Origin of the sequence: Paraburkholderia sabiae (assembly GCF_030412785.1) — a bacterium.
In the GTDB taxonomy this organism is placed as follows: Bacteria; Pseudomonadota; Gammaproteobacteria; order Burkholderiales; family Burkholderiaceae; genus Paraburkholderia; species Paraburkholderia sabiae.
In genome coordinates this window covers 725,759-747,930 of sequence record NZ_CP125295.1, presented here as the reverse complement: position 1 = coordinate 747,930, position 22,172 = coordinate 725,759, and the positions used below count along the sequence as shown (strand labels likewise).

Annotated in this window: 19 protein-coding genes; 12 read left to right on the top strand and 7 right to left on the bottom strand. The window is 60.8% G+C overall.

From position 1 onward, the window contains the following. Positions 1 to 43: 43 nt before the first annotated feature. The 6 genes from QEN71_RS44755 to QEN71_RS03335 form a co-directional block, all read right to left on the bottom strand. Positions 44 to 349 carry a hypothetical protein gene (locus QEN71_RS44755; RefSeq protein WP_407675469.1) on the bottom strand — a complete coding sequence of 102 codons (306 nt, stop codon included), beginning with the start codon at positions 347 to 349 and terminating at the stop codon, positions 44 to 46. A 78-nt stretch (positions 350 to 427) separates the two neighbouring features. After that, positions 428 to 1,792, bottom strand: a complete 1,365-nt coding sequence (locus QEN71_RS03355; RefSeq protein WP_201661484.1) for a hypothetical protein — start codon at positions 1,790 to 1,792, stop codon at positions 428 to 430. 573 nt (positions 1,793 to 2,365) lie between these two features. After that, positions 2,366 to 3,481, bottom strand: a complete 1,116-nt coding sequence (locus QEN71_RS03350) for an ABC transporter ATP-binding protein (RefSeq protein ID WP_201661481.1) — start codon at positions 3,479 to 3,481, stop codon at positions 2,366 to 2,368. A gap of 111 nt (positions 3,482 to 3,592) precedes the next feature. Further along, a complete protein-coding gene (locus tag QEN71_RS03345) occupies positions 3,593 to 4,450 on the bottom strand; it encodes a carbohydrate ABC transporter permease (protein WP_201661478.1) in 858 nt (285 codons plus the stop codon). Further along, entirely contained in the window at positions 4,440 to 5,381 is a 942-nt protein-coding gene (locus QEN71_RS03340) for a carbohydrate ABC transporter permease (RefSeq protein WP_377791988.1), read from the bottom strand. The genes QEN71_RS03345 and QEN71_RS03340 overlap by 11 nt, the downstream gene beginning before the upstream one ends. A 165-nt stretch (positions 5,382 to 5,546) precedes the next feature. Further along, positions 5,547 to 6,794 carry an ABC transporter substrate-binding protein gene (locus QEN71_RS03335; RefSeq protein ID WP_201661476.1) on the bottom strand — a complete coding sequence of 416 codons (1,248 nt, stop codon included), beginning with the start codon at positions 6,792 to 6,794 and terminating at the stop codon, positions 5,547 to 5,549. A 529-nt stretch (positions 6,795 to 7,323) separates the two neighbouring features. Between QEN71_RS03335 and zwf the strand changes: the two genes are divergently transcribed. The 3 genes from zwf to QEN71_RS03320 all read left to right on the top strand — a co-directional run bounded on the left by zwf (position 7,324) and on the right by QEN71_RS03320 (position 11,530). After that, positions 7,324 to 8,781, top strand: coding sequence for a glucose-6-phosphate dehydrogenase (gene zwf / locus QEN71_RS03330; protein WP_201661474.1), 1,458 nt, complete (start codon positions 7,324 to 7,326; stop codon positions 8,779 to 8,781). A 147-nt stretch (positions 8,782 to 8,928) separates the two neighbouring features. Continuing rightward, on the top strand, positions 8,929 to 9,636 hold the full coding sequence (pgl, locus tag QEN71_RS03325; protein ID WP_201661472.1) for a 6-phosphogluconolactonase: 708 nt from the start codon (positions 8,929 to 8,931) through the stop codon (positions 9,634 to 9,636). After that, positions 9,614 to 11,530: a bifunctional transcriptional regulator/glucokinase gene (locus QEN71_RS03320; protein ID WP_201661470.1), complete on the top strand. Its 1,917-nt coding sequence runs from the start codon at positions 9,614 to 9,616 to the stop codon at positions 11,528 to 11,530. The genes pgl and QEN71_RS03320 overlap by 23 nt, the downstream gene beginning before the upstream one ends. A gap of 213 nt (positions 11,531 to 11,743) precedes the next feature. Here QEN71_RS03320 and QEN71_RS03315 read toward each other — a convergent pair whose 3' ends face one another. Beyond that, positions 11,744 to 12,955: a Bcr/CflA family multidrug efflux MFS transporter gene (locus QEN71_RS03315; RefSeq protein ID WP_201661468.1), complete on the bottom strand. Its 1,212-nt coding sequence runs from the start codon at positions 12,953 to 12,955 to the stop codon at positions 11,744 to 11,746. Between the two features lie 183 nt (positions 12,956 to 13,138). Between QEN71_RS03315 and QEN71_RS03310 the strand changes: the two genes are divergently transcribed. From QEN71_RS03310 to QEN71_RS03270, 9 genes are all read left to right on the top strand, one after another. After that, positions 13,139 to 13,783: a hypothetical protein gene (locus QEN71_RS03310; RefSeq protein ID WP_201661466.1), complete on the top strand. Its 645-nt coding sequence runs from the start codon at positions 13,139 to 13,141 to the stop codon at positions 13,781 to 13,783. A gap of 204 nt (positions 13,784 to 13,987) precedes the next feature. Then, complete coding sequence (gene hemL, locus QEN71_RS03305; RefSeq protein WP_201661446.1) at positions 13,988 to 15,268, top strand: glutamate-1-semialdehyde 2,1-aminomutase; 1,281 nt, start codon at positions 13,988 to 13,990, stop codon at positions 15,266 to 15,268. A 39-nt stretch (positions 15,269 to 15,307) separates the two neighbouring features. Then, positions 15,308 to 16,429 carry a bifunctional diaminohydroxyphosphoribosylaminopyrimidine deaminase/5-amino-6-(5-phosphoribosylamino)uracil reductase RibD gene (ribD, locus tag QEN71_RS03300; protein ID WP_201661444.1) on the top strand — a complete coding sequence of 374 codons (1,122 nt, stop codon included), beginning with the start codon at positions 15,308 to 15,310 and terminating at the stop codon, positions 16,427 to 16,429. 24 nt (positions 16,430 to 16,453) lie between these two features. After that, complete coding sequence (locus tag QEN71_RS03295) at positions 16,454 to 17,068, top strand: riboflavin synthase (RefSeq protein ID WP_201661442.1); 615 nt, start codon at positions 16,454 to 16,456, stop codon at positions 17,066 to 17,068. Positions 17,069 to 17,182: 114 nt separating this feature from the next. Then, positions 17,183 to 18,319: a bifunctional 3,4-dihydroxy-2-butanone-4-phosphate synthase/GTP cyclohydrolase II gene (gene ribBA / locus QEN71_RS03290; RefSeq protein ID WP_201661440.1), complete on the top strand. Its 1,137-nt coding sequence runs from the start codon at positions 17,183 to 17,185 to the stop codon at positions 18,317 to 18,319. A 78-nt stretch (positions 18,320 to 18,397) separates the two neighbouring features. Next, positions 18,398 to 18,916, top strand: a complete 519-nt coding sequence (gene ribH, locus QEN71_RS03285) for a 6,7-dimethyl-8-ribityllumazine synthase (RefSeq protein WP_201661438.1) — start codon at positions 18,398 to 18,400, stop codon at positions 18,914 to 18,916. Next, on the top strand, positions 18,913 to 19,350 hold the full coding sequence (gene nusB, locus QEN71_RS03280) for a transcription antitermination factor NusB (RefSeq protein ID WP_012400028.1): 438 nt from the start codon (positions 18,913 to 18,915) through the stop codon (positions 19,348 to 19,350). The genes ribH and nusB overlap by 4 nt, the downstream gene beginning before the upstream one ends. Before the next feature lie 120 nt (positions 19,351 to 19,470). Continuing rightward, the gene (locus tag QEN71_RS03275; protein WP_201661434.1) at positions 19,471 to 20,664 is read left to right on the top strand and encodes a pyridoxal phosphate-dependent aminotransferase; all 1,194 of its coding nucleotides are present in this window, start codon (positions 19,471 to 19,473) and stop codon (positions 20,662 to 20,664) included. Positions 20,665 to 20,795: 131 nt separating this feature from the next. Continuing rightward, positions 20,796 to 22,124, top strand: a complete 1,329-nt coding sequence (locus QEN71_RS03270) for an IS4 family transposase (RefSeq protein ID WP_407675468.1) — start codon at positions 20,796 to 20,798, stop codon at positions 22,122 to 22,124. The last annotated feature ends 48 nt before the right edge of the window (positions 22,125 to 22,172 follow it).

The following is a 22,172-nucleotide window of genomic DNA, read 5'->3' as shown; positions in this document are numbered from 1 at the left end:
TTAGGCTATCTTTACCCAATCCACGGGGATTGCCCCTTATATGTCAATCCGTCGAAGATTCAGAACTTGCCCTCGCTCCTGCGAGCAGCAACGGTAACTCATCTTTGTAGGACATCACTGGTTGATACAGATCGTGATATGCGGCTCCTATAGCACCTTCAAACAAACTAAGCTCGGGCCGCTGCGTTCCAGAAGCTAGCACATGATTTGTAGCAATTCCAGGGTATGGATCGATATAATATATTTTTCGTATCCCAAGTTGATATGCCTTCTTTGCACACAATTCACATGGACTCGCAGTCGTAAATAAATATCCACCGAGTATCGACTGCCCACCATATTTTGCAATTTGAAGGAATGCATTTTCCTCAGCATGAAGCGATCGTGTGTGAACCTGATTTTCTTTCTTTTTTTGCTTGTTATAAGCTTATTTAAAACAGAAACTCAGATTTCTGCCATCAAACGCTTCAAAATTTGAATTAGACAAATATGTTTTTACCAAGATACCTTTAAACTCTGAATCTCCCCGCTCGTATTCACTGTAAGCGACTGCATCATAACCACCCTGCATCAAATGAGATACATTTCGCAATAAACAAGGAACTTGCCCTTGCGGGACATCATTCCACCCAATGGCCTTAACCGAATAAGAATTATCGGTAACGACTGCACCTACCTGCCGAGAAATGCACCCAGAGTTTGCCTTAGCCGCAATTGCAGCTTGCATACATCGTTCGACCGCAGTCGGAGTTACTAGACCAGGATGTTGCATCAAAGTCACATACCTAACTAATTGCCTCGTAAGTTCGATACGGCTCTCGCTCCCGGAGCCGGTATTAGATATGTAAACATCTGCCAATTCCAAGCACGATTTGATGTTTTGTTTTACCAAATCGGAATAATCGTCCGCATCGGCAATGCGGTCGGGATATTCACGATTATCCAGATCCTTTATTTCTTCGTTTGTTAGTTGCAGATCGTGAAGTCGCCGCTTTCGATCGTCGTCAGTTGTGCTGACGGCCATTGTGTAGAAAGAGGAAATCCTTTCCCTCAAATAACGTATCTCATACGGATGTCGCAGAGCATCAACGACAACATACCGTTGATCTAGTCCTTTTATAGAACAATATTTTCTAAATAACGCAATTATTTTTTCGATGGCAGCAGGAATTGTGAATATTTTCTCCGGATCAACTTTATTTTGAAATGGCGATCCAGACTGCCGAATATTGTTGCCAAGTTCTTGAAAAAAACGTGTATAAGCCGTCTTATGCGGGAGAAGAATTTCTCGTAGCCGCGAAAGACGTGCGACCACTTCAACGATAAGCGTATGCATTGCGTCCAGGATTTCCTGATCGTCTGCAGCGTGCAATCGATCCAGAACCGCAAATGCTTTTTTTACCTTCCTCTCAATTGGGCGTAATATCTTAACTATCTCGGCTTGTGAGATATTTGAGTCGATCAGTAAAAGATGAGAGACGAGCTTCTGATTTCCCTCACGTATTGCCATAGCAAGGATTAGCGCTGTGACGCTGATAGTGGCAAAGGGCTGCCAATGCTTTTCCGCCCAAAGCCGCACGATGCGAAGCTTGCGGTCTTCGTGACTTCTCGGAGGGTTTTGGACACTGGGTAGACTAAGATCAGAAAAAAGTGCGGTTGCAAGTACGCGTGCTGCAGTCGTACAGCCACTACCGGTACGCCCCGTAAGCCCGATTACCAGAAAGTTTTTACGGTGTTCGAAGACTTTCCCGATCCCTTCCGCGATGTATTCCTTCTGTGCCTTACCTGTCATGTTCCGTGTCCTCGGCAAACTTGTTGTGCGACCACCTTGGCACTCGCCGACGCAGTCGATTGTACTAAGCGCGTTTACGGAACGGCAGACCCTTCTCTTTAATCTAGTTTTCAGCTGTATGAGCTGCAAGGCAATCTGGCACTCGTCTTGAATGGCCTTTCGAATACAGGATGGGGCCGCAATTTATCTGCCACCCGAGCCTGATAGTCGGCAACGGCGGTTAGCACTTCGCGCGCTTTGTCGGTAGTCAAGGCAGTCTGCCGCGGTTGGCTTGGTACTACGCGGTCACGTATCAGGCCCGTTTCGATTTAACAAACCGCTTTGCAATTTGTCCGGACAACATGCCCTCAAGCAACTCAACGTCAAGGCGTGCATCATGTGCGCCGTCGCTCGCAAGTCGCTCCAGCAACGTAAGCATTTGAGGTTTAGGTAGCAATCCAAAGTATATGACCGCCTATTCACCACCCTTTCACCCGCACAAGCGAAACCCGAAGCGCAAAAACCAGAAGGCCCCGAACGAATCTCATCCGCTCGGGGCCTTCTCAAAACCAACTCAACAACAGCAACTAACCCTTAAGCAATCCGCTCTTCCGTCTGCGGATCAAACAGAACGGCCTTAGAAACGTCGAACATCAGCGACATATTCTGCTCGGGTTGCGGATTAGCCCCCGGGTGCACACGACTCACGACCCGCTTGCCATTCACCTGCGCAAACACCAGAGTATCCGGACCAGTAGGCTCAATCACATCGACCTTAACTTCGATCGGCTGCAGCTTACCGTCTTCGACGTTATGCGCATTCCGCGTATCGGTAATCCGCTCGGGGCGCAGGCCAAGAATCACTTCCTTGCCGACATGGCCCTTCACCGCGCCATTAAACGGCAGATTCAGCACCGAACGCTTCACACCCGTATCAAGCTCAAGCCCGATACCCGAGCCTTGCTCAACAACCTTACCTTGAATGAAGTTCATCGGCGGCGCGCCAATAAACCCGGCAACGAAAAGATTCGAAGGCGAATCATAAATCTCTTGCGGCGCACCGAACTGCTGAACGATACCGTCCTTCATCACAGCAATCCGATCGCCCAGCGTCATCGCTTCGATCTGATCGTGCGTCACATAAACGATCGTCGTACCCAAGCGCTGATGCAGCAGCTTGATTTCCGAGCGCATCTCGATACGCAATTTAGCGTCGAGATTCGACAGCGGCTCGTCAAACAGGAACATCGCCGGATCGCGCGCCAAAGCACGACCCATCGCCACACGCTGCCGCTGACCACCCGACAGTTGACCCGGCTTGCGATCCAGCAGATGCTCGATCTGCAGCAGCTTGGAAACGCGAGCCACGATCTGATCCTGCTCGCCCTTCGCGACCTTGCGGATATTCAAACCGAAGGAAATGTTCTCGCGCACCGTCATCGACGGATACAGCGCGTACGACTGAAACACCATCGCGATATCGCGATCTTTCGGCGACAGGTTGTTCACCGTCTTGCCGCCGATCTGAATCTCGCCCTTCGTCACGGTCTCGAGACCGGCGATCATGTTGAGCAGCGTCGACTTACCGCAGCCCGAGCCGCCGACGAGAATCAGGAACTGACCGTCTTCGATGTCGATGTTGACACCCTTCAGGACAGGCACCCCGTTCGGGTAGGTCTTGTACACGTCACGGATGGAAAGGCTTGCCATGCTGTGAATCCTCTAGTCTCTGTACTGCTGATGCGTCGCTAGCTGGCGACGCGAGCCGAATACCGTTGAGCACCGCTGCTCGCCTCAACGCAAGCAGCGGCCGCGTAAAAATTAGCCCTTCACCGCACCCGCCGTCAGACCGCGCACGAAGTAGCGGCCGGCGATCACGTAGACGAGCAGCGTCGGCAGTGCCGCGATGATCGCGCCCGCCATGTCGACGTTGTATTCCTTCACGCCCGTCGACGTATTCACGAGGTTGTTCAGCGCCACGGTGATCGGCATCGAATCGACGCCGGAGAACACGATACCGAACAGGAAGTCATTCCAGATCTGCGTGAATTGCCAGATCAGGCAGACCATGAAAATCGGCAGCGAGATCGGCATCATGATCTTCGTGAAGATCATGAAGAACCCTGCACCGTCGATACGCGCTGCCTTCACGAGTTCAGCCGGCACGCTCACGTAGAAGTTGCGGAAGAACATCGTCGTGAACGCGATACCGTAGACGACGTGCACCAGCACCAGCCCGCCGATCGTGTTCGACAGACCGAAGAAGCCTTGCAGACGCGCCATCGGCAGCAGAATTGCCTGGAACGGAATGAAGCAGCCGACCAGCAGCATCGTGAACAGCGCGTCCGCGCCGCGGAAACGCCAGTGCGTCAGCACATAACCGTTGAACGCGCCGATGATCGACGAGATCAGCACGGCCGGAATCACCATCTTCACCGAGTTCATGAAGAACGGCTCCATGCCGTCGCAGCGCACGCCCGTACATGCCTGGCTCCACGCCTTCACCCACGGCGCGAACGTCCAGTGTGTCGGCGGCGTCAGCAGGTTGCCCGTGCGAAGCTGGTCGATGTCCTTGAACGAAGTCGACAGCATCACGTACAGCGGGAACAGGAAGTACAGCGCAAACAGGATCAGCGCCGCGTAAATCACCGCGCGACTGAAGTTCATCTTAGGCTGCATTGCGCGTGCTCCTCGATTCCAGGTACATCAGCGGCACGAGCACGGCCACGACGGTCGCGAGCATCATCATCGACGACGCAGCGCCGACGCCCAATTGCCCACGGTTGAACGAAAACGTGTACATGAACATCGCGGGCAGCGACGACGACGTGCCCGGACCGCCCGCCGTCAACGCGACGACGAGGTCGAAGGTCTTGATCGTGATGTGGCAGAGAATCAGCAGCACCGAGAAGAACACGGGGCGCATGCTCGGAATCACGATCTTGCGATAAATGGTGGGCAGCGTCGCGCCGTCCACTTGCGCGGCCTTGAAGATTTCGCTGTCGACGCCGCGCAAGCCGGCAAGAAACAGCGCCATCACGAAGCCCGTCGATTGCCACACGGCCGCGATCACGACGCAGAAAATCGCCTTGTCGGGGTCGCCCAGCCAGCCGAACGAAAAGCTCGTCCAGCCCCAGTCGTTCAGCACTTTCTGAAAGCCGAGATCCGGATTCAGAATCCACTGCCACGCCGTGCCCGTCACGATGAACGACAGCGCCATCGGATACAGGAACACCGCGCGCAAAGCGCCTTCGTTGCGAATCTTCTGATCGAGCAGGATCGCGAGGAACAGACCCAGACCGATACAGATCGCGATGAACGGAATGCCGAACCAGCCAAGGTTCGCCGCCGACGTCCACCAGACGTCGTTGTCGAACAGTTCAGCGTACCGGTCGAAACCGGCGAAATCGTAACGCGGCATCAATCGCGACGTGGACAGCGACAGATAACCGGTGATGAGAATGAAACCGTAGACAAAGACAAGGCTGATGACGATGCTGGGAGACAACACCAGCTTCGGCATCCAGCGGTCGGCCAATGCCGCCATCGGCGACACGGGGCGCGTTGCACGCGTCGTGCCTTTTGCGTTTCCGCTAATAGAAGCAGTCACAACTCGACTCCTGGAACTGTACCGTCAGGCATCCATGAAAGACGCCGAGCGGCAGAGGCGCGGTGATGCATCGCATCATGCGTCGCGCCATCGTCGTCCGGCGCGCATGAACTGATTAAAGACCATGCGCGCCGGGCGTTCTGCTACAACTGTGCTACGACTGCCTTACTTCGTCTTCGCAGCCTTCGCGAGTGCGGCAACCGCGCTCTTCGAGTCCTGATTCGAGTTCATGAACTTCGTCACGACGTCCGAAATCGCGCCTGCTGCTGCGTCCGGCTGAGCCATGCCGTGAGCCAGCGACGGCACATAGCCGCCCGACTTGATGGCCGTCTGTTCATCAGCGTAGGACTTCTTCGCGCAGTCGTCGAATTTATCCATCGACACGCCGAGACGAACGGGAATCGAACCCTTGTACAGGCTGAACTGTTCCTGGAAGTCCGGGCTCATGATGGTCTTCGCGAGCGCCAGCTGGCCAGGCGTTGCAGCCTTCTGGCCCTTCTGCTGGAAGAACACGAACGAGTCGACGTTGAACGTGTACGACTTTTCCGTACCCGGAACAGCTGCGCAGATGTAGTCCGAGCCGGACTTCTTGTTCGCGTTAGCGAACTCGCCCTTCGCCCAGTCACCCATGAACTGCATGCCGGCCTTGCCGTTGATGACCATCGCCGTCGCCAGGTTCCAGTCGCGACCCGTACGGCCGCTGTCGAAGTAACCCTGGATCTTGCGGACCGTGTCGAACACGCCGAGCATCTTGTCCGACGTCAGCGTCTTCTGGTCGAGGTCGACGAGCGCCTTCTTGTAGAAGTCCGCGCCTTGCGACAGCACGACGTCTTCCCACAGCGTCAGGTCTTGCCACGGCTGGCCGCCCATTGCGATCGGCTGGATGCCGGCTGCCTTCATCTTGTCGGCGACAGCGAAGAACTCAGGCCACGTCGTCGGCACCTTGCCGCCTGCCTTGTCGAGCGCTGCCTTGTTGATGTACAGCCAGTTGACGCGGTGCACCGAGAACGGCGCTGCGACGTAGTGGCCGTCCGCGTGCATGATCTTGTCGATTTCGGGCGGCAGGTTCTTCTTCCAGTCGCCGGCGACGGAATCGATGTTCACCAGCACGCCTTGCGATGCCCAGTCCTGAATCAGCGGACCCTTGATCTGAGCGGCGGTCGGGGCGTTGCCCGAGATCACCTGGGTCTTCAGTGCCGTCATGGCCGCTGCGCCCGCGCCGCCTGCCACCGCGAAGTCCTTCCACGTGTAACCCTGCTTCTGCAGGTCGTCCTTCAGCACGCCGACGGCCTTCGACTCGCCGCCCGACGTCCACCAGTGCAGCACTTCGACAGACTCGGCCGCCTGTGCCGTGGCGACGCCACACATCAGACCTGCGGCGCACAGGGCGCCCATGATCGCACGGAATTTCATTGCTTATCTCCTCCAGACACCTGAACTAAAAACGAGTGGCCCCTGATGTCACCAGGGTGTGATGGTTGGTCAAACAGGCAATACGCTGGACGGTCGAGCGTCGGACAGGCACACGATGTTGTGGATGTGCCGGCGTGCCGAGGTTCGGCCGCGTGACGCTCAAGAGATGAGTGATGTGCAGTGCAAGAACTGTCTCCTCTTTTGATTTTTGCCTGCTCCGCCTTCTGACTGCGGCGCGTTGCAGACTCGAGGTGGTCCGCGCACGTCATTCGCCGAAAACGCCTGTCTCCGTCATGCTGCGCCGCGCTCGAAAGGCACTCTGGCGCATGCCGGAACGCGTTGTCCGTTAACATGCAGGGAAGCTACGTGCACCCGCGAAAAGGCGCTTGTTCACAAGCCCCGCACGCTTTTTTCATCGAATTCACGTTACCTCTTGATTTGGATTGTAGTTAAACTACAATTCAGTGTCAAAAAAAATTTTATCGGACTACGGGCGCCTTACAGCCCCATCGGATATCCCCGGAGACACATGCAAACCGACTCTAGCTTCACCTTCGTTCTCTTCGGCGGAACTGGCGATCTGTCGATGCGCAAGATCCTCCCCGCTCTGTATGAAGCGCACCGTGCGGGCATGCTCGCGGCGAGCGGCAAGATCGTGGCTGTCGCGCGCCATGAGGAAGACCGTGACGGATATCTGCGATGGGTCAATGAGCACGTGAAGGCGCACGTCGCGAAGAGCGGCGTCGATGAAAACGCGTGGACGAGCTTTATCGCGCGTATCGAATACGTGAAGCTCGATCTCGGCAACGCGGAAGATTTCGTGAAGCTTCGCGATGCCCTGCAGGATCTGCCCGGCACGCGCGTGTTCTATCTGGCGACGGGCCCGTCGCTGTTCGTCCCCATCTGCCGCGCGCTGGCTTCCGTCGGTCTGAACGAGCACGCGCGCATCGTGCTCGAAAAGCCGCTCGGCTATGACCTGCGTTCGTCGAATGCGATCAACGACGCCGTCGGCGAAATCTTCGCGGAAGAGCAGATCTACCGTATTGACCACTACCTCGGCAAAGAGCCCGTGCAGAACCTGCTGGCGCTGCGCTTCGGCAATGCCCTCTTCGAGCCGCTGTGGCGCCGCGAGTGGGTCGAGAGCATCCAGATCACGATTGCGGAAGAACTCGGCGTCGAAGCCCGCGGCGACTTCTACGACAATACGGGCGCGCTGCGCGACATGGTGCAGAACCATTTGCTGCAGCTGCTTTCGATCGTCGCGATGGAACCGCCGCACTCGATGGATTCGGATTCCGTCCGCGATGAAAAGCTGCGCGTGCTGCGCGCGCTGAAGCCGATCGATCCGCGCGACATCAGCAAGGTCGCCGTGCGCGGCCAGTATCACGCGGGCGTCATTCGCGGCACGTCGGTGCCCGCGTATGCAACCGAACCCGGCGTGAAAACGGACAGCGCAACGGAAACGTTTGTCGCGTTGAAGGTCGAGATCGAAAACTGGCGCTGGGCGGGCGTGCCGTTCTTCCTGCGTACGGGCAAGCGGCTCGCCGATCGCGTCGCGGAAATCGTCGTGAACTTCCGCGCAGTGCCGCATTCGGCGCTGGGCGCGTCGGCGTTGCGCGCGGGCGCGAACCGGCTCGTGATCCGTCTGCAGCCGAACGAAACCATTCGTCTGTATTGCCTCGCGAAGAAGCCGGGCGAAGGGATGAACCTGTCGAGCGTCCACCTCGACCTCGCCTTCGACCAGTTCTTCAAGGAAGGCCAGATGGAGGCGTATCAACGCCTGCTGCTCGACGTGATCAACGGACGCCTTGCGCTCTTCGTGCGTCGCGACGAACAGGAAGCGGCATGGAAGTGGGTCGAGCCGATTCTCAACGAATGGGCCGCGTCGGGCAAACCGAAGCCGTACGCGGCAGGTACGTGGGGTCCGGCAGCGGCAAGCGCGATGCTCGCGCAGCACGATACCTGCTGGCTCGAAGAAGAGAACTGAATTTGAAGTAGTACGGCGCGTTTTGTTTTGACCTGCGATGATCGATGTCTTTTCCGTTTATCGCATCGGTCGCGCAGCGCGCCGTGTGCAGCACAGCATGATCCCGCAGCACCTCAGATCAAACAAAGAAAGCAGCATGGAGGAGAAGTGATCGAGCTTCACGCTTTCGACGACCCGCGCGCCCAATCCGACGCGCTGGCGAAGGCGGTCGGCGACGCGTTACATGCGTCGCTCGCCGCCGGTGCGCGCGCGACCCGCGCTCGCCCGACGACCCTTGCCGTGTCCGGCGGCACGAGTCCGCGTCCGTTTCTGCAGACGCTATCCACGCAACCGTTCGACTGGAAGCGCGTTGCCGTGACGCTCGTCGACGACCGCTGGGTGCCCGAAACTGACGACGCCAGCAACGCCCGCCTCGCACACGAGACGCTGTTGCAGAATGCCGCGCGTGACGCCGCCTTCCTTCCGCTCGTCGATACGACGCACTTGCTCGACGCCTACGTCGCCGCCTTGAACGGCGAAGTCGCGAGCGGCACGCGTCATCTGCCCGACGTCGCCGTGCTCGGCATGGGCGAAGACGGCCACACGGCGTCGATTTTCGCGGACGCGCCCGAATGGGAGCACGCCATCTCGACGGCCGAACCGTTCGTCGCCGTGCATCCCGGCGCTGCGCCGCATGCGCGCGTGAGCTGGTCCATGTCTGCCTTGAAGAAGATCGACCGGTTGTTTCTGCTGATCGCCGGTCAGAAAAAGCTCGACGTGCTCAATGCCGCCGCAGCCGCCCCACAAAAAAATGCCATCTCGACGTTGGCGAACGACAAGGGAGTGAGACTCGATGTCTACTGGTGTGCAAACTAAGGCTGCCCCCGGCGCGGGCCAGCACGCCGACGGACCGAGGCTGCTCGCCGACATCGGCGGCACCAATGCGCGCTTTGCGCTTGAGACGGGTCCAGGCGAAATCACGCAGGTTCTGGTGTATCCCTGCGCAGAATATCCGGGCGTCGCGGATGTCATCAAGAAATATCTGAAGGACACGAAGATCGGTCGCGTGAATCATGCGGCGATTGCGATTGCGAATCCCGTCGACGGCGATCAGGTCAGCATGACCAATCACGACTGGACGTTCTCGATCGAAGCGACGCGCCGTGCGCTCGGCTTCGATACGCTGCTCGTCGTCAACGACTTCACTGCGCTGGCCATGGCGCTGCCCGGTCTCACCGATGCGCAGCGCGTGCAGGTCGGTGGCGGCTCGCGTCGTCAGAACAGCGTGATCGGTCTGCTCGGCCCGGGCACGGGCATGGGCGTGTCGGGTCTGATTCCCGCCGACGACCGCTGGATCGCGCTCGGCAGCGAAGGCGGCCACGCGACGTTCGCGCCGATGGACGAGCGCGAAGACCTGGTTCTCCAGTACGCGCGCAAGAAGTGGTCGCACGTGTCGTTCGAGCGCGTGGCGGCGGGGCCCGGCATCGAAGTGATCTATCGGGCGCTCGCGGGACGCGACAAGAAGCGCGTGCCCACGACGATCGAAGTTTCGGAGATCGTCAAGAAAGGACTCGACGGCGATCCGCTCGCGGCCGAAACGATCGATGTGTTCTGCGGCATTCTCGGCACGTTCGCGGGCAACATCGCGGTGACGCTCGGCGCGCTGGGCGGCATCTATATTGGCGGCGGCGTGGTGCCGCGTCTGGGCGAAGTGTTCGCGCGTTCGTCGTTCCGTCAGCGTTTCGAGGCGAAGGGCCGCTTCGAGGCTTATCTGAAGAACGTGCCGACTTACGTGATCACGGCGGAGTACCCGGCGTTCCTCGGCGTGTCGGCGATTCTCGCGGAGCAGCTGTCGAATCGCGCAGGCGGAAGTTCGTCGGCCGTGTTCGAGCGTATCCGTCAGATGCGCGATGCGCTGACGCCCGCCGAGCGGCGCGTCGCGGATCTCGCGTTGAACCATCCGCGTTCGATCATCAACGACCCGATCGTCGACATCGCGCGCAAGGCCGACGTGAGCCAGCCGACGGTGATCCGCTTCTGCCGGTCACTCGGCTGCCAGGGCCTGTCCGATTTCAAGCTGAAGCTGGCGACGGGTTTGACGGGCACGATTCCCGTCTCGCACAGCCAGGTGCATCTCGGCGATACGGCAACCGACTTCGGCGCGAAGGTGCTGGACAACACGGTGTCGGCGATCTTGCAGCTGCGTGAGCATCTGAACTTCGAGCATGTCGAGGCGGCGATCGATCTGCTGAACGGCGCGCGACGCATCGAGTTTTATGGGCTCGGCAACTCGAATATCGTCGCGCAGGATGCGCACTACAAGTTCTTCCGCTTCGGCATTCCGACGATTGCTTATGGCGATCTGTACATGCAGGCGGCGTCGGCAGCGCTGCTCGGCAAGGGCGACGTGATCGTTGCCGTGTCGAAGTCGGGACGTGCGCCCGAGTTGCTGCGCGTGCTGGAAGTGGCGATGCAGGCGGGCGCGAAGGTGATCGCGATTACGTCGAGTAACACGCCGCTGGCCAAGCGCGCGACGGTCGCTTTGGAGACCGATCACATCGAGATTCGCGAATCGCAGCTTTCTATGATTTCGCGGATTCTGCATCTGCTGATGATCGATATTCTGGCTGTTGGGGTCGCGATTCGGCGTGCCGCGCCGGCTTCTGAAGTTAGCGCTACTGTGAGTAAAGTCCGCAAGGGTGCGGATGATGATACGTCGGCCGTGCTCGACTGGCTTAGTCATGGGGCGGCGGCTTCGCCGAAGGATTAGCGGTTTTTTTGTCTGCGACGCCAGTCGCTGGTTTTGGTTTTTGGTTTTTGCTTTTTGCTTTTTGCTGCTGCGCTGGCATCCGCGATTTCGTATCTGTACTTCATGCGTCGCCCCTGTGCGGGGCGGCACAGGGGCAACGCGAGAAGCACCGATACGAAATCGCGGATGCCACCGCAGCAAAAAACGAGCGACTGCGTCGCAGACAAAAAACGCCTATTGCAACACCGACCTGGAATGCCACCGCACAACCAAAACCCTTCCAACAAAACACAAACACCCAGCAACAGCAATAGTGACTCCCATGCCTTGAGGCGAGCCATCATGCCAAAGCCCAACGGCAAAAGAAGACAACGCTCCTAGCGCAAGTTGAACAGCCCCAAACACAGCCGCAGCAGCACCAGCGTTGTGCGGATATCGATGCATCAGATCGGTCGTGCAGTTAGCCGACAGCAACCCCACTACACCGACCACAAAAAACAACCCAGCCACAATCGACCACAACCCGCCCCACCCCGTCAGACACATCAACGCGACAAACAGTGACGCGACAAAGCTGATAGTCGCAGCGGCAGAAATCACAGGCAGCGGCCCAGTCCGCCCAACAACCCGCGTGTTGATGAAATTCCCGAGCATGATCCCGACGATGTTCATCCCGAACAGAAAGCCATAGTGCTGCGCGGACACATGGAAGTACTCGATATAAACGAACGGCGTCGCCGTGATGTACGCAAACATCGACGCGAATGCCATACCGCCGCACAGCATGTGCCCCCACGTGACAGGATCCTTCAGCAACGTCCCATACGCGGCAAACGATTGAAACACGGCACCGTGCGCACGCTTTTCGCGCGGCCAGGTCTCCGGCACCTTCGTGAATGCAGTCACCGCGCAGATCGCGCCGAAAATCGTCAGCGCGATAAAGACGACGCGCCAGCCGCCAAGCAATAACAACTGACCGCCGATCAAAGGCGCCAGCAACGGCCCGATCGACGTGACGATGGCAAGCATCGACAGCACACGCGCGGCATCGGCGGGCCCGTGCGCGTCACGGGCGATCGCGCGCGCCAGCACCGACGCCGCGCCCGCGCCGAGCGCCTGCACGAAGCGGAATGTGATGAGCGAACCGATCGTCGGTGATAAAGCGCACACGATCGTCGCGAGCGTGTACATGACGATGCCGCCGAGCAGCACCGGCCGCCGCCCATACGCATCCGACATCGGCCCGTACAGCAGCATGCCGATCGAGAAGCCAAGCATGAAGCTCGTCAGCGTGCTCTGCGCGGCGCCCGCGCTGACGCTGAAAGCCTGCGTGATCGACGGCAGGCTGGGCAGGTACATATCGATCGAAATCGGCCCGCACGCGGCGAGCGCGCCGAGCAGCAGAATCAGCCGGGCGTCGGGCCGGGATCTGACGTCGTGAGACATGGAATTCCATTGAGAAGCAGCGCGCAAGGAACGGCCGATGCTGGACCCAGCGGACCGTGCAGCACTGCGGATACGGCCCCCGATTGTAACCGACGCCCAATCGCGGCCTTCCCGCCACCGGCCTTTCTCCGCCTTATCGGTTAAGCTGGCCGTCCATTCTTTCGACACCGACATCCGACCCAGATGACCGCCTTTCTGCTGATCTGGAGCCCCAAAAAATGGCCGTGGCCCGAACTGCCCGACGTGGCAAAACGCGTTGCGGCAGGAGAAGCCGTCACCGATGTCTGGGGTTGCGGCTTCTCGCGCAGCATCCTGCCGGGCGATCGCGTGTTCGTTCATCGCGTGACGCTGGAGCCCAAAGGCGTGTTCGCGTCGGGCTATGTGACGCGCGCGCCGTACGAAGTGCCCGATGCGACCAAAAAGCGCGGCTACCGGCTGTGCGTCGACTTCGTGTACGACTATCTGGTCGATGCGCATCATGAAGTGGTCGTCACGCGCGACGAACTGCGCAAGCATCCGTTCTCCGTGCAAACGTGGGACGCCCAAACCTCCGGCATCTCGATCAAACCGATGGCCGAAGGCGCGCTCGAAAAGCTGTGGATCGAACGGACGGGCAAGCGGGCGCGCCCCGCCGCCGCACTCGCGCCACAGTCCGACACACCGGCGACCTCGACGAAAGAGCAGGCGACGCAAGCCTGGAGCGCCGCCAACAAGGCTGCGGCGGGCAAACGCGCGGCGCGGGTCGCGATGTACTTCAGTTCGCGCAAGCGCGGGGACGGCACGCCCGGCGACGGCGAGGGCGGCGGTAGCGATTCCGGCGACACCTGAGCGCAATCGCCCACGCCCGGCCGCCCCGCTCGCGGCCGATTCGACACGACTCCGGTACAATTTCACGAGGTCATCCTGACGGTCGTGTGGCCGCTCTGCGCCAGCGCGCGAGCATCCGCGCCATACCAATACCGCCTTTGTACTGCACTCGCGCAAGTCCCAGCCGTTCGACGCGCGAGCCCAACCCAAGCAGGTCCAACGCTCATGTCCAGCAATCAAGAACTCTTCGACCGCGCCCAGAAAACCATTCCGGGCGGCGTCAACTCGCCTGTGCGCGCCTTCCGTTCGGTCGGCGGCACGCCGCGTTTCATCGAGCGCGCACAAGGCGCGTACTTCTGGGACGCGGAGGGCAAGCGCTACATCGACTATATCGGCTCGTGGGGGCCGATGATCGTCGGCCACGTGCATCCCGAAGTGCTTGAAGCCGTGCAGCGCGTGCTGTCGAATGGCTTCTCGTTCGGCGCGCCGACGGAAGCCGAGATCGAGATCGCCGAAGAAATCTGCAAGCTCGTGCCGTCGATGGAACAGGTGCGGATGGTGTCGAGCGGCACGGAGGCCACGATGAGCGCGCTGCGTCTCGCGCGCGGCTTCACGAACCGCAGCCGCATCGTCAAGTTCGAAGGCTGCTATCACGGCCACGCCGACAGCCTGCTCGTGAAGGCCGGCTCGGGCCTGCTGACGTTCGGCAACCCGACGTCGGCGGGCGTGCCCGTCGACATCGCGAAACACACCACCGTGCTCGAGTACAACAACGTCGAGGCGCTCGAAGAAGCGTTCAAGGCGTTCGGCAACGAGATCGCGTCGGTGATCGTCGAGCCGGTGGCGGGCAACATGAACCTCGTGCGCGCGACGCCCGAATTCCTCGGCGCGCTGCGCCGCCTGTGCACCGAGTACGGCTCGGTGCTGATCTTCGATGAAGTGATGTGCGGCTTCCGCGTCGCGCTCGGCGGCGCTCAACAGTTGTACGGCATCACGCCGGATCTCACGTGTCTCGGCAAGGTGATCGGCGGCGGCATGCCGGCGGCGGCCTTCGGCGGACGGCGCGATATCATGGCTCATCTGGCGCCGCTCGGCGGCGTGTATCAGGCGGGAACGCTCTCGGGCAATCCGATCGCCGTCGCGGCCGGTCTGAAAACGCTGCAACTGATCCAGGCGCCCGGCTTCTACGACGCGTTGTCGCGTCAGACCACGCGCCTCGCGCAAGGGCTCACGGAAGCGGCGCGCGAAGCGAAGATTCCGTTCGCGGCGGATGCCGTCGGCGGCATGTTCGGCCTGTATTTCTCGGAGTCGGTGCCGGGCAGCTTCGCGGAAATCTCGCACTGCGATATCCCGCGCTTCAACAAGTTCTTCCACAAGATGCTCGACGCGGGCGTGTACTTCGCGCCGTCCGCGTATGAAGCAGGCTTCGTGTCGAGCGCGCATGACGACGCGATCGTCGACGCGACCATCGAAGCCGCGCGCGGCGCGTTCAAGTCGCTCGTCTGATTCACGTCGACGAAACCCTAAAGGGATAACCCGAAACCGATGTTCTCGCAGACCGATTTCGTCCACATGGAGCGCGCGCTGGCCCTCGCCTGGCGCGGCCTGTACACGACCGACCCGAATCCGCGCGTCGGTTGCGTGCTGGTGAAGAACGGCGAGGTGATCGGCGAAGGCTATACGCAGCCGGCCGGTCACGACCACGCCGAAATCCAGGCGCTCAAGGACGCGCGCAAGCGCGGCCACGATCCCAAGGGCGCAACCGCCTACGTGACGCTGGAGCCGTGCAGCCACTTCGGCCGCACGCCGCCCTGCGCGAATGCGTTGATCGAGGCGAAGCTCTCGCGCGTGGTCGCCGCGATGGAAGACCCAAATCCGCGCGTGTCGGGACGCGGACTTTCGATGCTGCGCGACGCGGGCATCGAGGTGCGCTGCGGCCTGCTCGAAAACGACGCGCGCGAACTGAACATCGGCTTCGTATCGCGGATGACGCGCGGCCGGCCTTGGGTTCGGATGAAAGTGGCGGCCTCGCTGGATGGCCGTACAGGACTGCCGTCGGGCGAAAGCCAGTGGATCACGAGCGAAGCTGCGCGCAACGACGGACATGCGTGGCGCGCCAGAGCGTCGGCGATCCTGACGGGCATCGGCACCGTGAAGGAAGACAATCCGCGCATGACAGTGCGCGCCGTCGATACGCCGCGCCAGCCGCATCGCGTGCTGATCGACAGCCAGCTCGAAGTGCCGCCCGAAGCGCAGATTCTGGCAGGCGCGCCGACGCTGATCTTCTGCAGCACGCTCACGCCGCTGCTCGAAGAACGCGCCGCCGTGCTGCACGATCGCGGCGCCGAGATCGTGCCGCTCGCGAACGAAAACGGCAAGGTCGACCTGCCGCGCATGCTGGAAGAACTGAGCAAGCGCGAGGTCAACGAACTGCATGTGGAAGCGGGCTACAAGCTGAATGGATCGCTGCTGCGCGAAGGCTGCGTCGACGAACTGCTCGTCTATCTCGCGCCGAGTCTGCTCGGCAATGACTCGATGAGCATGTTCAATCTCGCCGCGCCGGGCTCGCTGGATGGGCGCACGCAACTCGAATTTCATGCCGTGGACCGGATCGGCGACGACGTGCGGATTCTCGCGCGCCTGATCCGAAAGACGCCCACGCACTGACCAAACGACATAGGACACGACACGATGTTTACGGGAATCGTCGCGGCTGTCGGCCGCATTGCATCGATCAAACCGCTTGGCAATGATCCCGACGCGGGCGTTCGGCTTCATGTAGATGCGGGCGGCCTCGATATGGAAGACGTGCAACTGGGCGACAGCATCGCCATTCAGGGCGCGTGCATGACGGTGATCGAGAAGTCGCCGGCTTCGTTCGACGTCGACGTGTCGCGCGAGAGCCTGAACCGTACGGTGGGCCTCGGCGACACGGGCGAAGTCAACCTCGAAAAGGCGCTGCGCTCGCATGATCGGTTGGGCGGCCATATCGTGTCGGGCCATGTGGACGGTCTCGGCACAGTGACGCGCTTTGCGCGCGTGGGCGAATCGCACGAACTGCGCGTGCTTGCGCCGCGTGAAATCGGCAAGTATCTGGCATACAAAGGCTCGATTACCGTGAACGGCGTGAGCCTCACCGTGAACTCGGTGAACGACCGCGACGACGGCTGCGAGTTTTCGATCAATCTGATTCCGCATACGGTTGAAGTCACCACGCTCAAGGCTCTGAAGGAAGGCGATCAGGTCAATCTGGAGATCGACCTGATCGCGCGATACGTCGAGCGCATGCTCAACGCACCGAAGTAGTCTCGCCTTCCTCTTTGCGGCTGAACATTCGTCCGAATGGCATATGCCGTTCGGACGGGCGACTTGCCGGGCGGCGTGGCGTAAAATACGCGCTTTCCCAAACTTCTCGCCAACATGACCCTCGCCTCCACCCTTGAAATCATCGCCGAGCTCAAAGCTGGCCGGATGGTGATTCTTGTCGACGAAGAAGACCGCGAAAACGAGGGCGACCTCGTCATCGCTGCGGAATTCATCACGCCGGAAGCGATCAACTTCATGGCGCGCTACGGCCGCGGCCTGATCTGCCTGACGCTCACGCAAGAACGCTGCCGCCTGCTCAACCTGCCGCTGATGACGCACCGCAACGGCACGCAGTACGGCACGGCGTTCACCGTCAGCATCGAGGCGGCGGAAGGCGTGACCACGGGCATTTCGGCGGCGGACCGCGCGCATACCATCGCGACGGCTGTTGCGGCTAACGCGCGCGCCGAAGATATCGTCCAGCCGGGCCACGTGTTCCCGATCATGGCGCAGCCGGGCGGCGTGCTGGTGCGCGCGGGCCACACGGAAGCGGGCTGCGATTTCACGGCGCTCGCGGGTCTCACGCCTGCTGCCGTGATCTGCGAGATCATCAAGGACGACGGCACGATGGCGCGTCTGCCCGACCTGCTGACGTTCGCAGAAGAACACGGCCTGAAGATCGGCACGATCGCCGACCTGATCCACTATCGCAGCCGCACGGAATCGATCGTCGAGCGCGTCTGCGAACGCACGATGCAAACCGTGCACGGCCCGTTCCGCGCGGTCATGTATCTGGACCAGCCGAGCGGCCAGCCGCACATGGCGCTGGTGCGCGGCACGCCCACGCCGGATCACGAAACGATGGTGCGCGTGCACGAGCCGCTGTCGGTGCTGGATCTGCTGGAAGTCGGCACGTCCACGCACTCGTGGACGCTCGACGCCGCGATGAAGGAAATTGCCGCACGCGATCACGGCGTGATCGTGCTGCTGAACTGCGGCGACTCGAAGGAACACATGATCGACGTGTTCAAGGCATTCGACGAAAAGAGCCGGGCCGAGGCGCTCAAGCGCCGCCCGGTGGACTTCAAGACGTATGGCATCGGCGCGCAGATTCTGCGCGAACTCGGTGTCGGCAAGATGCAGGTGCTGTCGAACCCGCGCAAGCTGGGCAGCATGTCCGGCTACGGGCTCGAAGTGACCGGCTTCGTGCCGATGCCAGGCAGCGCGGCCCAAAAGCCGCAGAACTGCTGAACGCTTTCACCGTTCTAACGCTCAGTTTTTTGCCCAGTTTCGCTCACCTGCGCTCAACCAACACACTACGGACCTCATATGGAAATCGGACAATACCAACCGAATCTCGACGGCGACGGCCTGCGCATCGGCATCGTCCAATCGCGCTTTAACGAACCCGTCTGCAACGGCCTCGCTGACGCCTGCATCGAAGAACTCGAACGCCTCGGCGTGACGGGCGAAGACGTGCTGCTCGTCACCGTGCCGGGCGCGCTGGAAATCCCCCTCGCGCTGCAAAAGCTCGCCGAAAGCGGCCAGTTCGACGCGCTGATCGCGCTCGGCGCGGTCATTCGCGGCGAGACGTACCACTTCGAACTCGTGTCGAACGAAAGCGGCTCGGGCATTTCGCGCATCGCGCTCGACTTCGGCATCCCCGTCGCGAACGCCGTGCTGACCACGGAAAGCGACGAACAGGCCGTCGCCCGCATGACCGAGAAGGGCCGTGACGCGGCCCGCACCGCGGTCGAAATGGCGAATCTCGCGGTCGCGCTCGAACAGCTCGACGGCGATGACGACGACGAAGGCGAAGACGAGGACGAAGAAGAGGAACGGGCATGAAGAGCGCACGCCGACGCTCCCGCGAACTGGCCACGCAGGGGCTTTATCAGTGGCTGCTGTCGGGTTCGCCGGCAGGTGAGATCGACGCGCAGTTGCGTGGCGCCCAGGGCTACGACAAGGCCGACCACGAACATCTGGACGCGATCCTGCATGGCGTGATCCGCGATTCGGAGGCACTGTCCGCCGATCTCGCGCCTTGCCTCGACCGCCCGATCGACCAGCTGTCGCCCGTCGAACGCGCAGTGCTGCTGGTGGCCGCGTACGAGCTGAAGAACCACATCGACATTCCGTATCGCGTTGTCATCAACGAGGCTGTCGAGCTGGCGAAGACCTTCGGCGGCGCCGATGGCTACAAGTACGTGAATGGCGTGCTGGACAAGCTGTCGGCAAAGCTGCGCGTCGACGAAACGCAGGCGGCTGCCCGCAAGCAATAAGCGCGACGAGCGTAGCTGCCTTCGGCTGTTGGCGATGCAGGCGGGTCCGGCGTTACGCGGGCCCGCCTTTGTTATTTGCGCGGCTCTATCTGCGCACTTGCTTTGAACCGGATTGATCGAATGAACAGCGTGACCGAACCCCTCGTAAAACTGGCCGCCCGCGTCGACGCCATCCAGCCTTTCTACGTCATGGAACTGGCGAAGGAAGCGTCGCTGCTGGAGCGCGCCGGGCGCGACATCATCCATATGGGAATCGGCGAGCCCGATTTCACTGCGCCCGAACCCGTCATCGAGGCGGCGACGCGCGCGCTGCGCAGCGGCGTCACGCAGTACACGAGCGCGCTCGGCATTCACCCACTGCGCGAGGCGATCGCGGGGCATTACAAGCATGCATATGGCCTCGACATCGATCCGGCGCGGATCGTCGTGACGGCGGGTGCGTCGGCGGCGCTGCTGCTGGCGTGCGCGGCGCTCGTCGATCGCGACGACGAAGTGCTGATGCCCGATCCGAGCTACCCGTGCAACCGCCATTTCGTCGCCGCCGCCGAGGGCAAGCCGGTGCTGGTGCCGAGCGGCCCGGCCGAGCGCTTCCAGTTGACGGCCGCCGATGTCGAACGTCTGTGGAACGAGCGCACGCGCGGCGTGTTGCTCGCGTCGCCGTCGAATCCGACCGGTACGTCGATCGAGCCGGCCGAACTGAAGCGCATCGTCGAAGCGGTCCGCGCGCGCGGCGGCTTCACGATCGTCGACGAAATCTACCAGGGCCTGAGCTATGACGCGCCACCCGTGTCGGCGCTGTCGTTTGGCGACGACGTGGTCACCGTCAACAGCTTCTCGAAGTACTTCAACATGACGGGCTGGCGCCTGGGCTGGCTGGTGGTGCCGCCTTCCCTCGTCGGTGCGTTCGAGAAGCTCGCGCAGAACCTGTTCATCTGCGCGTCGGCGCTTGCGCAGCATGCGGCGCTCGCCTGCTTCGAGGCGGATACCCTGGCAATCTACGAGGGCCGCCGGCTCGAGTTCAAGCGACGCCGCGATTTCATCGCGCCCGCGCTAAAATCGCTCGGCTTTTCGGTTCCCGTGATGCCGGACGGCGCGTTCTACGTCTATGCGGATTGCCGCACCGTCGCCCATCCGGCCGCCGGCGACAGCGCTGCGCTCACTAAAGCGATGCTGCACGACGCGGGTATCGTGCTCGTGCCGGGGATGGATTTCGGCTCGTATCAGCCGCGCGAGTACATCCGTCTGTCGTATGCGACGGCTTATTCGAAGCTGGAAGAGGCGGTCGAGCGTCTGCGGAAGCTGTTCGGCGGCTAGACGTAACCGCTACGCCAACGAAAAAGGGCACCCGAAGGTGTAATGCCGTTCAGTTAAGCGACTGAACGGCATTTTTATTGGTAGCTCGAATTGGTTGTAAACGCGGCGTGGCGATGTTAACTTTCATCGCCATGCTGGTCGATGATTTGCGCCTCCTTGTTGAATCACAGCCGCCGCTCGATTGGGACCGGCTAGGCCAGCATCTGCCGTACAAATGGATCGAGTATGCGGTGCAGGCCAGTGGCAGTGCCAGCGTGCGTCGGCGTCGGCTACCCGCACAGCAGGTCGTGTGGCTAGTGATTGCGCTGGCGTTGTATCGGCACCAGTCGATCAGCGAGGTCGTCGATGAACTGGACCTTGCGCTACCCGCACCCGATGCGTCATTTGTCAGCAAGAGCGCCATCGCCCAGGCGCGGCAGCGTATCGGCGCCGCCCCCCTGGCGTGGCTGTTTCATGAATCGGCCCGGAACTGGATCGCGCAGGATCAGGCGAAGTACCTGTTCAAGGGATTCTCGCTATTCGCGATGGATGGCACGACGCTGCGAACCACCGACAGTGTCGCCAACCGCAGGCATTTCGGCGCCTCGGCTGCCGCTCACGGTCGGGTGGGCAGCTATCCCCAACTGCGCGCGGTCACGCTCACCGCCCTGGCGACGCATCTGGTGTGTGATGCCGGGTTCGGCCCTTACGATATCAATGAGATGATCTGGGCGCGTGAGCTCATCCCTCGTGTGCCAGACAACTCCATTACCGTTTTTGATAAGGGGTTCCTGTCGGCCCAGATCCTGTGCAATCTGGCTTCAGGCGGCGAGAACCGGCATTTCATCATCCCGGCCAGATCGAACCTGCGCTGGGAGGTCGTGAGCGGGTGCGACGGTGACCAGATCGTGCGCATGCGTGTGTCGCCGCAGGCCCGCACGAAATGCCCCGAGCTGCCCGAATTCTGGCAGGCGCGCGCCGTGCTGGCCGTCGATGCACGTGGCCGGCAACGGACATTGCTCACGTCCCTGACTGATCGAAGGCGTTTCAAGGCGGCTGACATTGTGTCGTGCTACGAGCGTCGCTGGCAGATCGAGACCAGCTACCATGAACTGAAGCAGTCGATGCTGGGCATGGAACTGACCCTTCGCAGCCAGACCGTACAAGGTGTCTATCAGGAGTTCTGGGGGGCTCTGATCGCCTATAACCTGATTCGCCTGGAGATGGCCAGGGCGACACTCGACGCCCGGCACGCACCCGACGAGCTGAGCTTCATCCGCGCGTTTCACACCATTCAGTACGAAATGACGTGGGCGGCCGTGACGCGCTCGTACGGCAAACTGCCAGCGCTGCTCAGGCGCCTGCGCGAGCGGCTCAAGCAACTTCCCAACGACAAACGGCCCGGGCGCAGTTGCGCTCGGGCCGTCAAATCCAGACCGTTTCGCTATACCGTTCGGTTCCTCAAAAGAGACCTTAACTGAACGGCATTACACCCGAAGGTGCCCTTTCTTTTGCCGGATCAGCTTTCA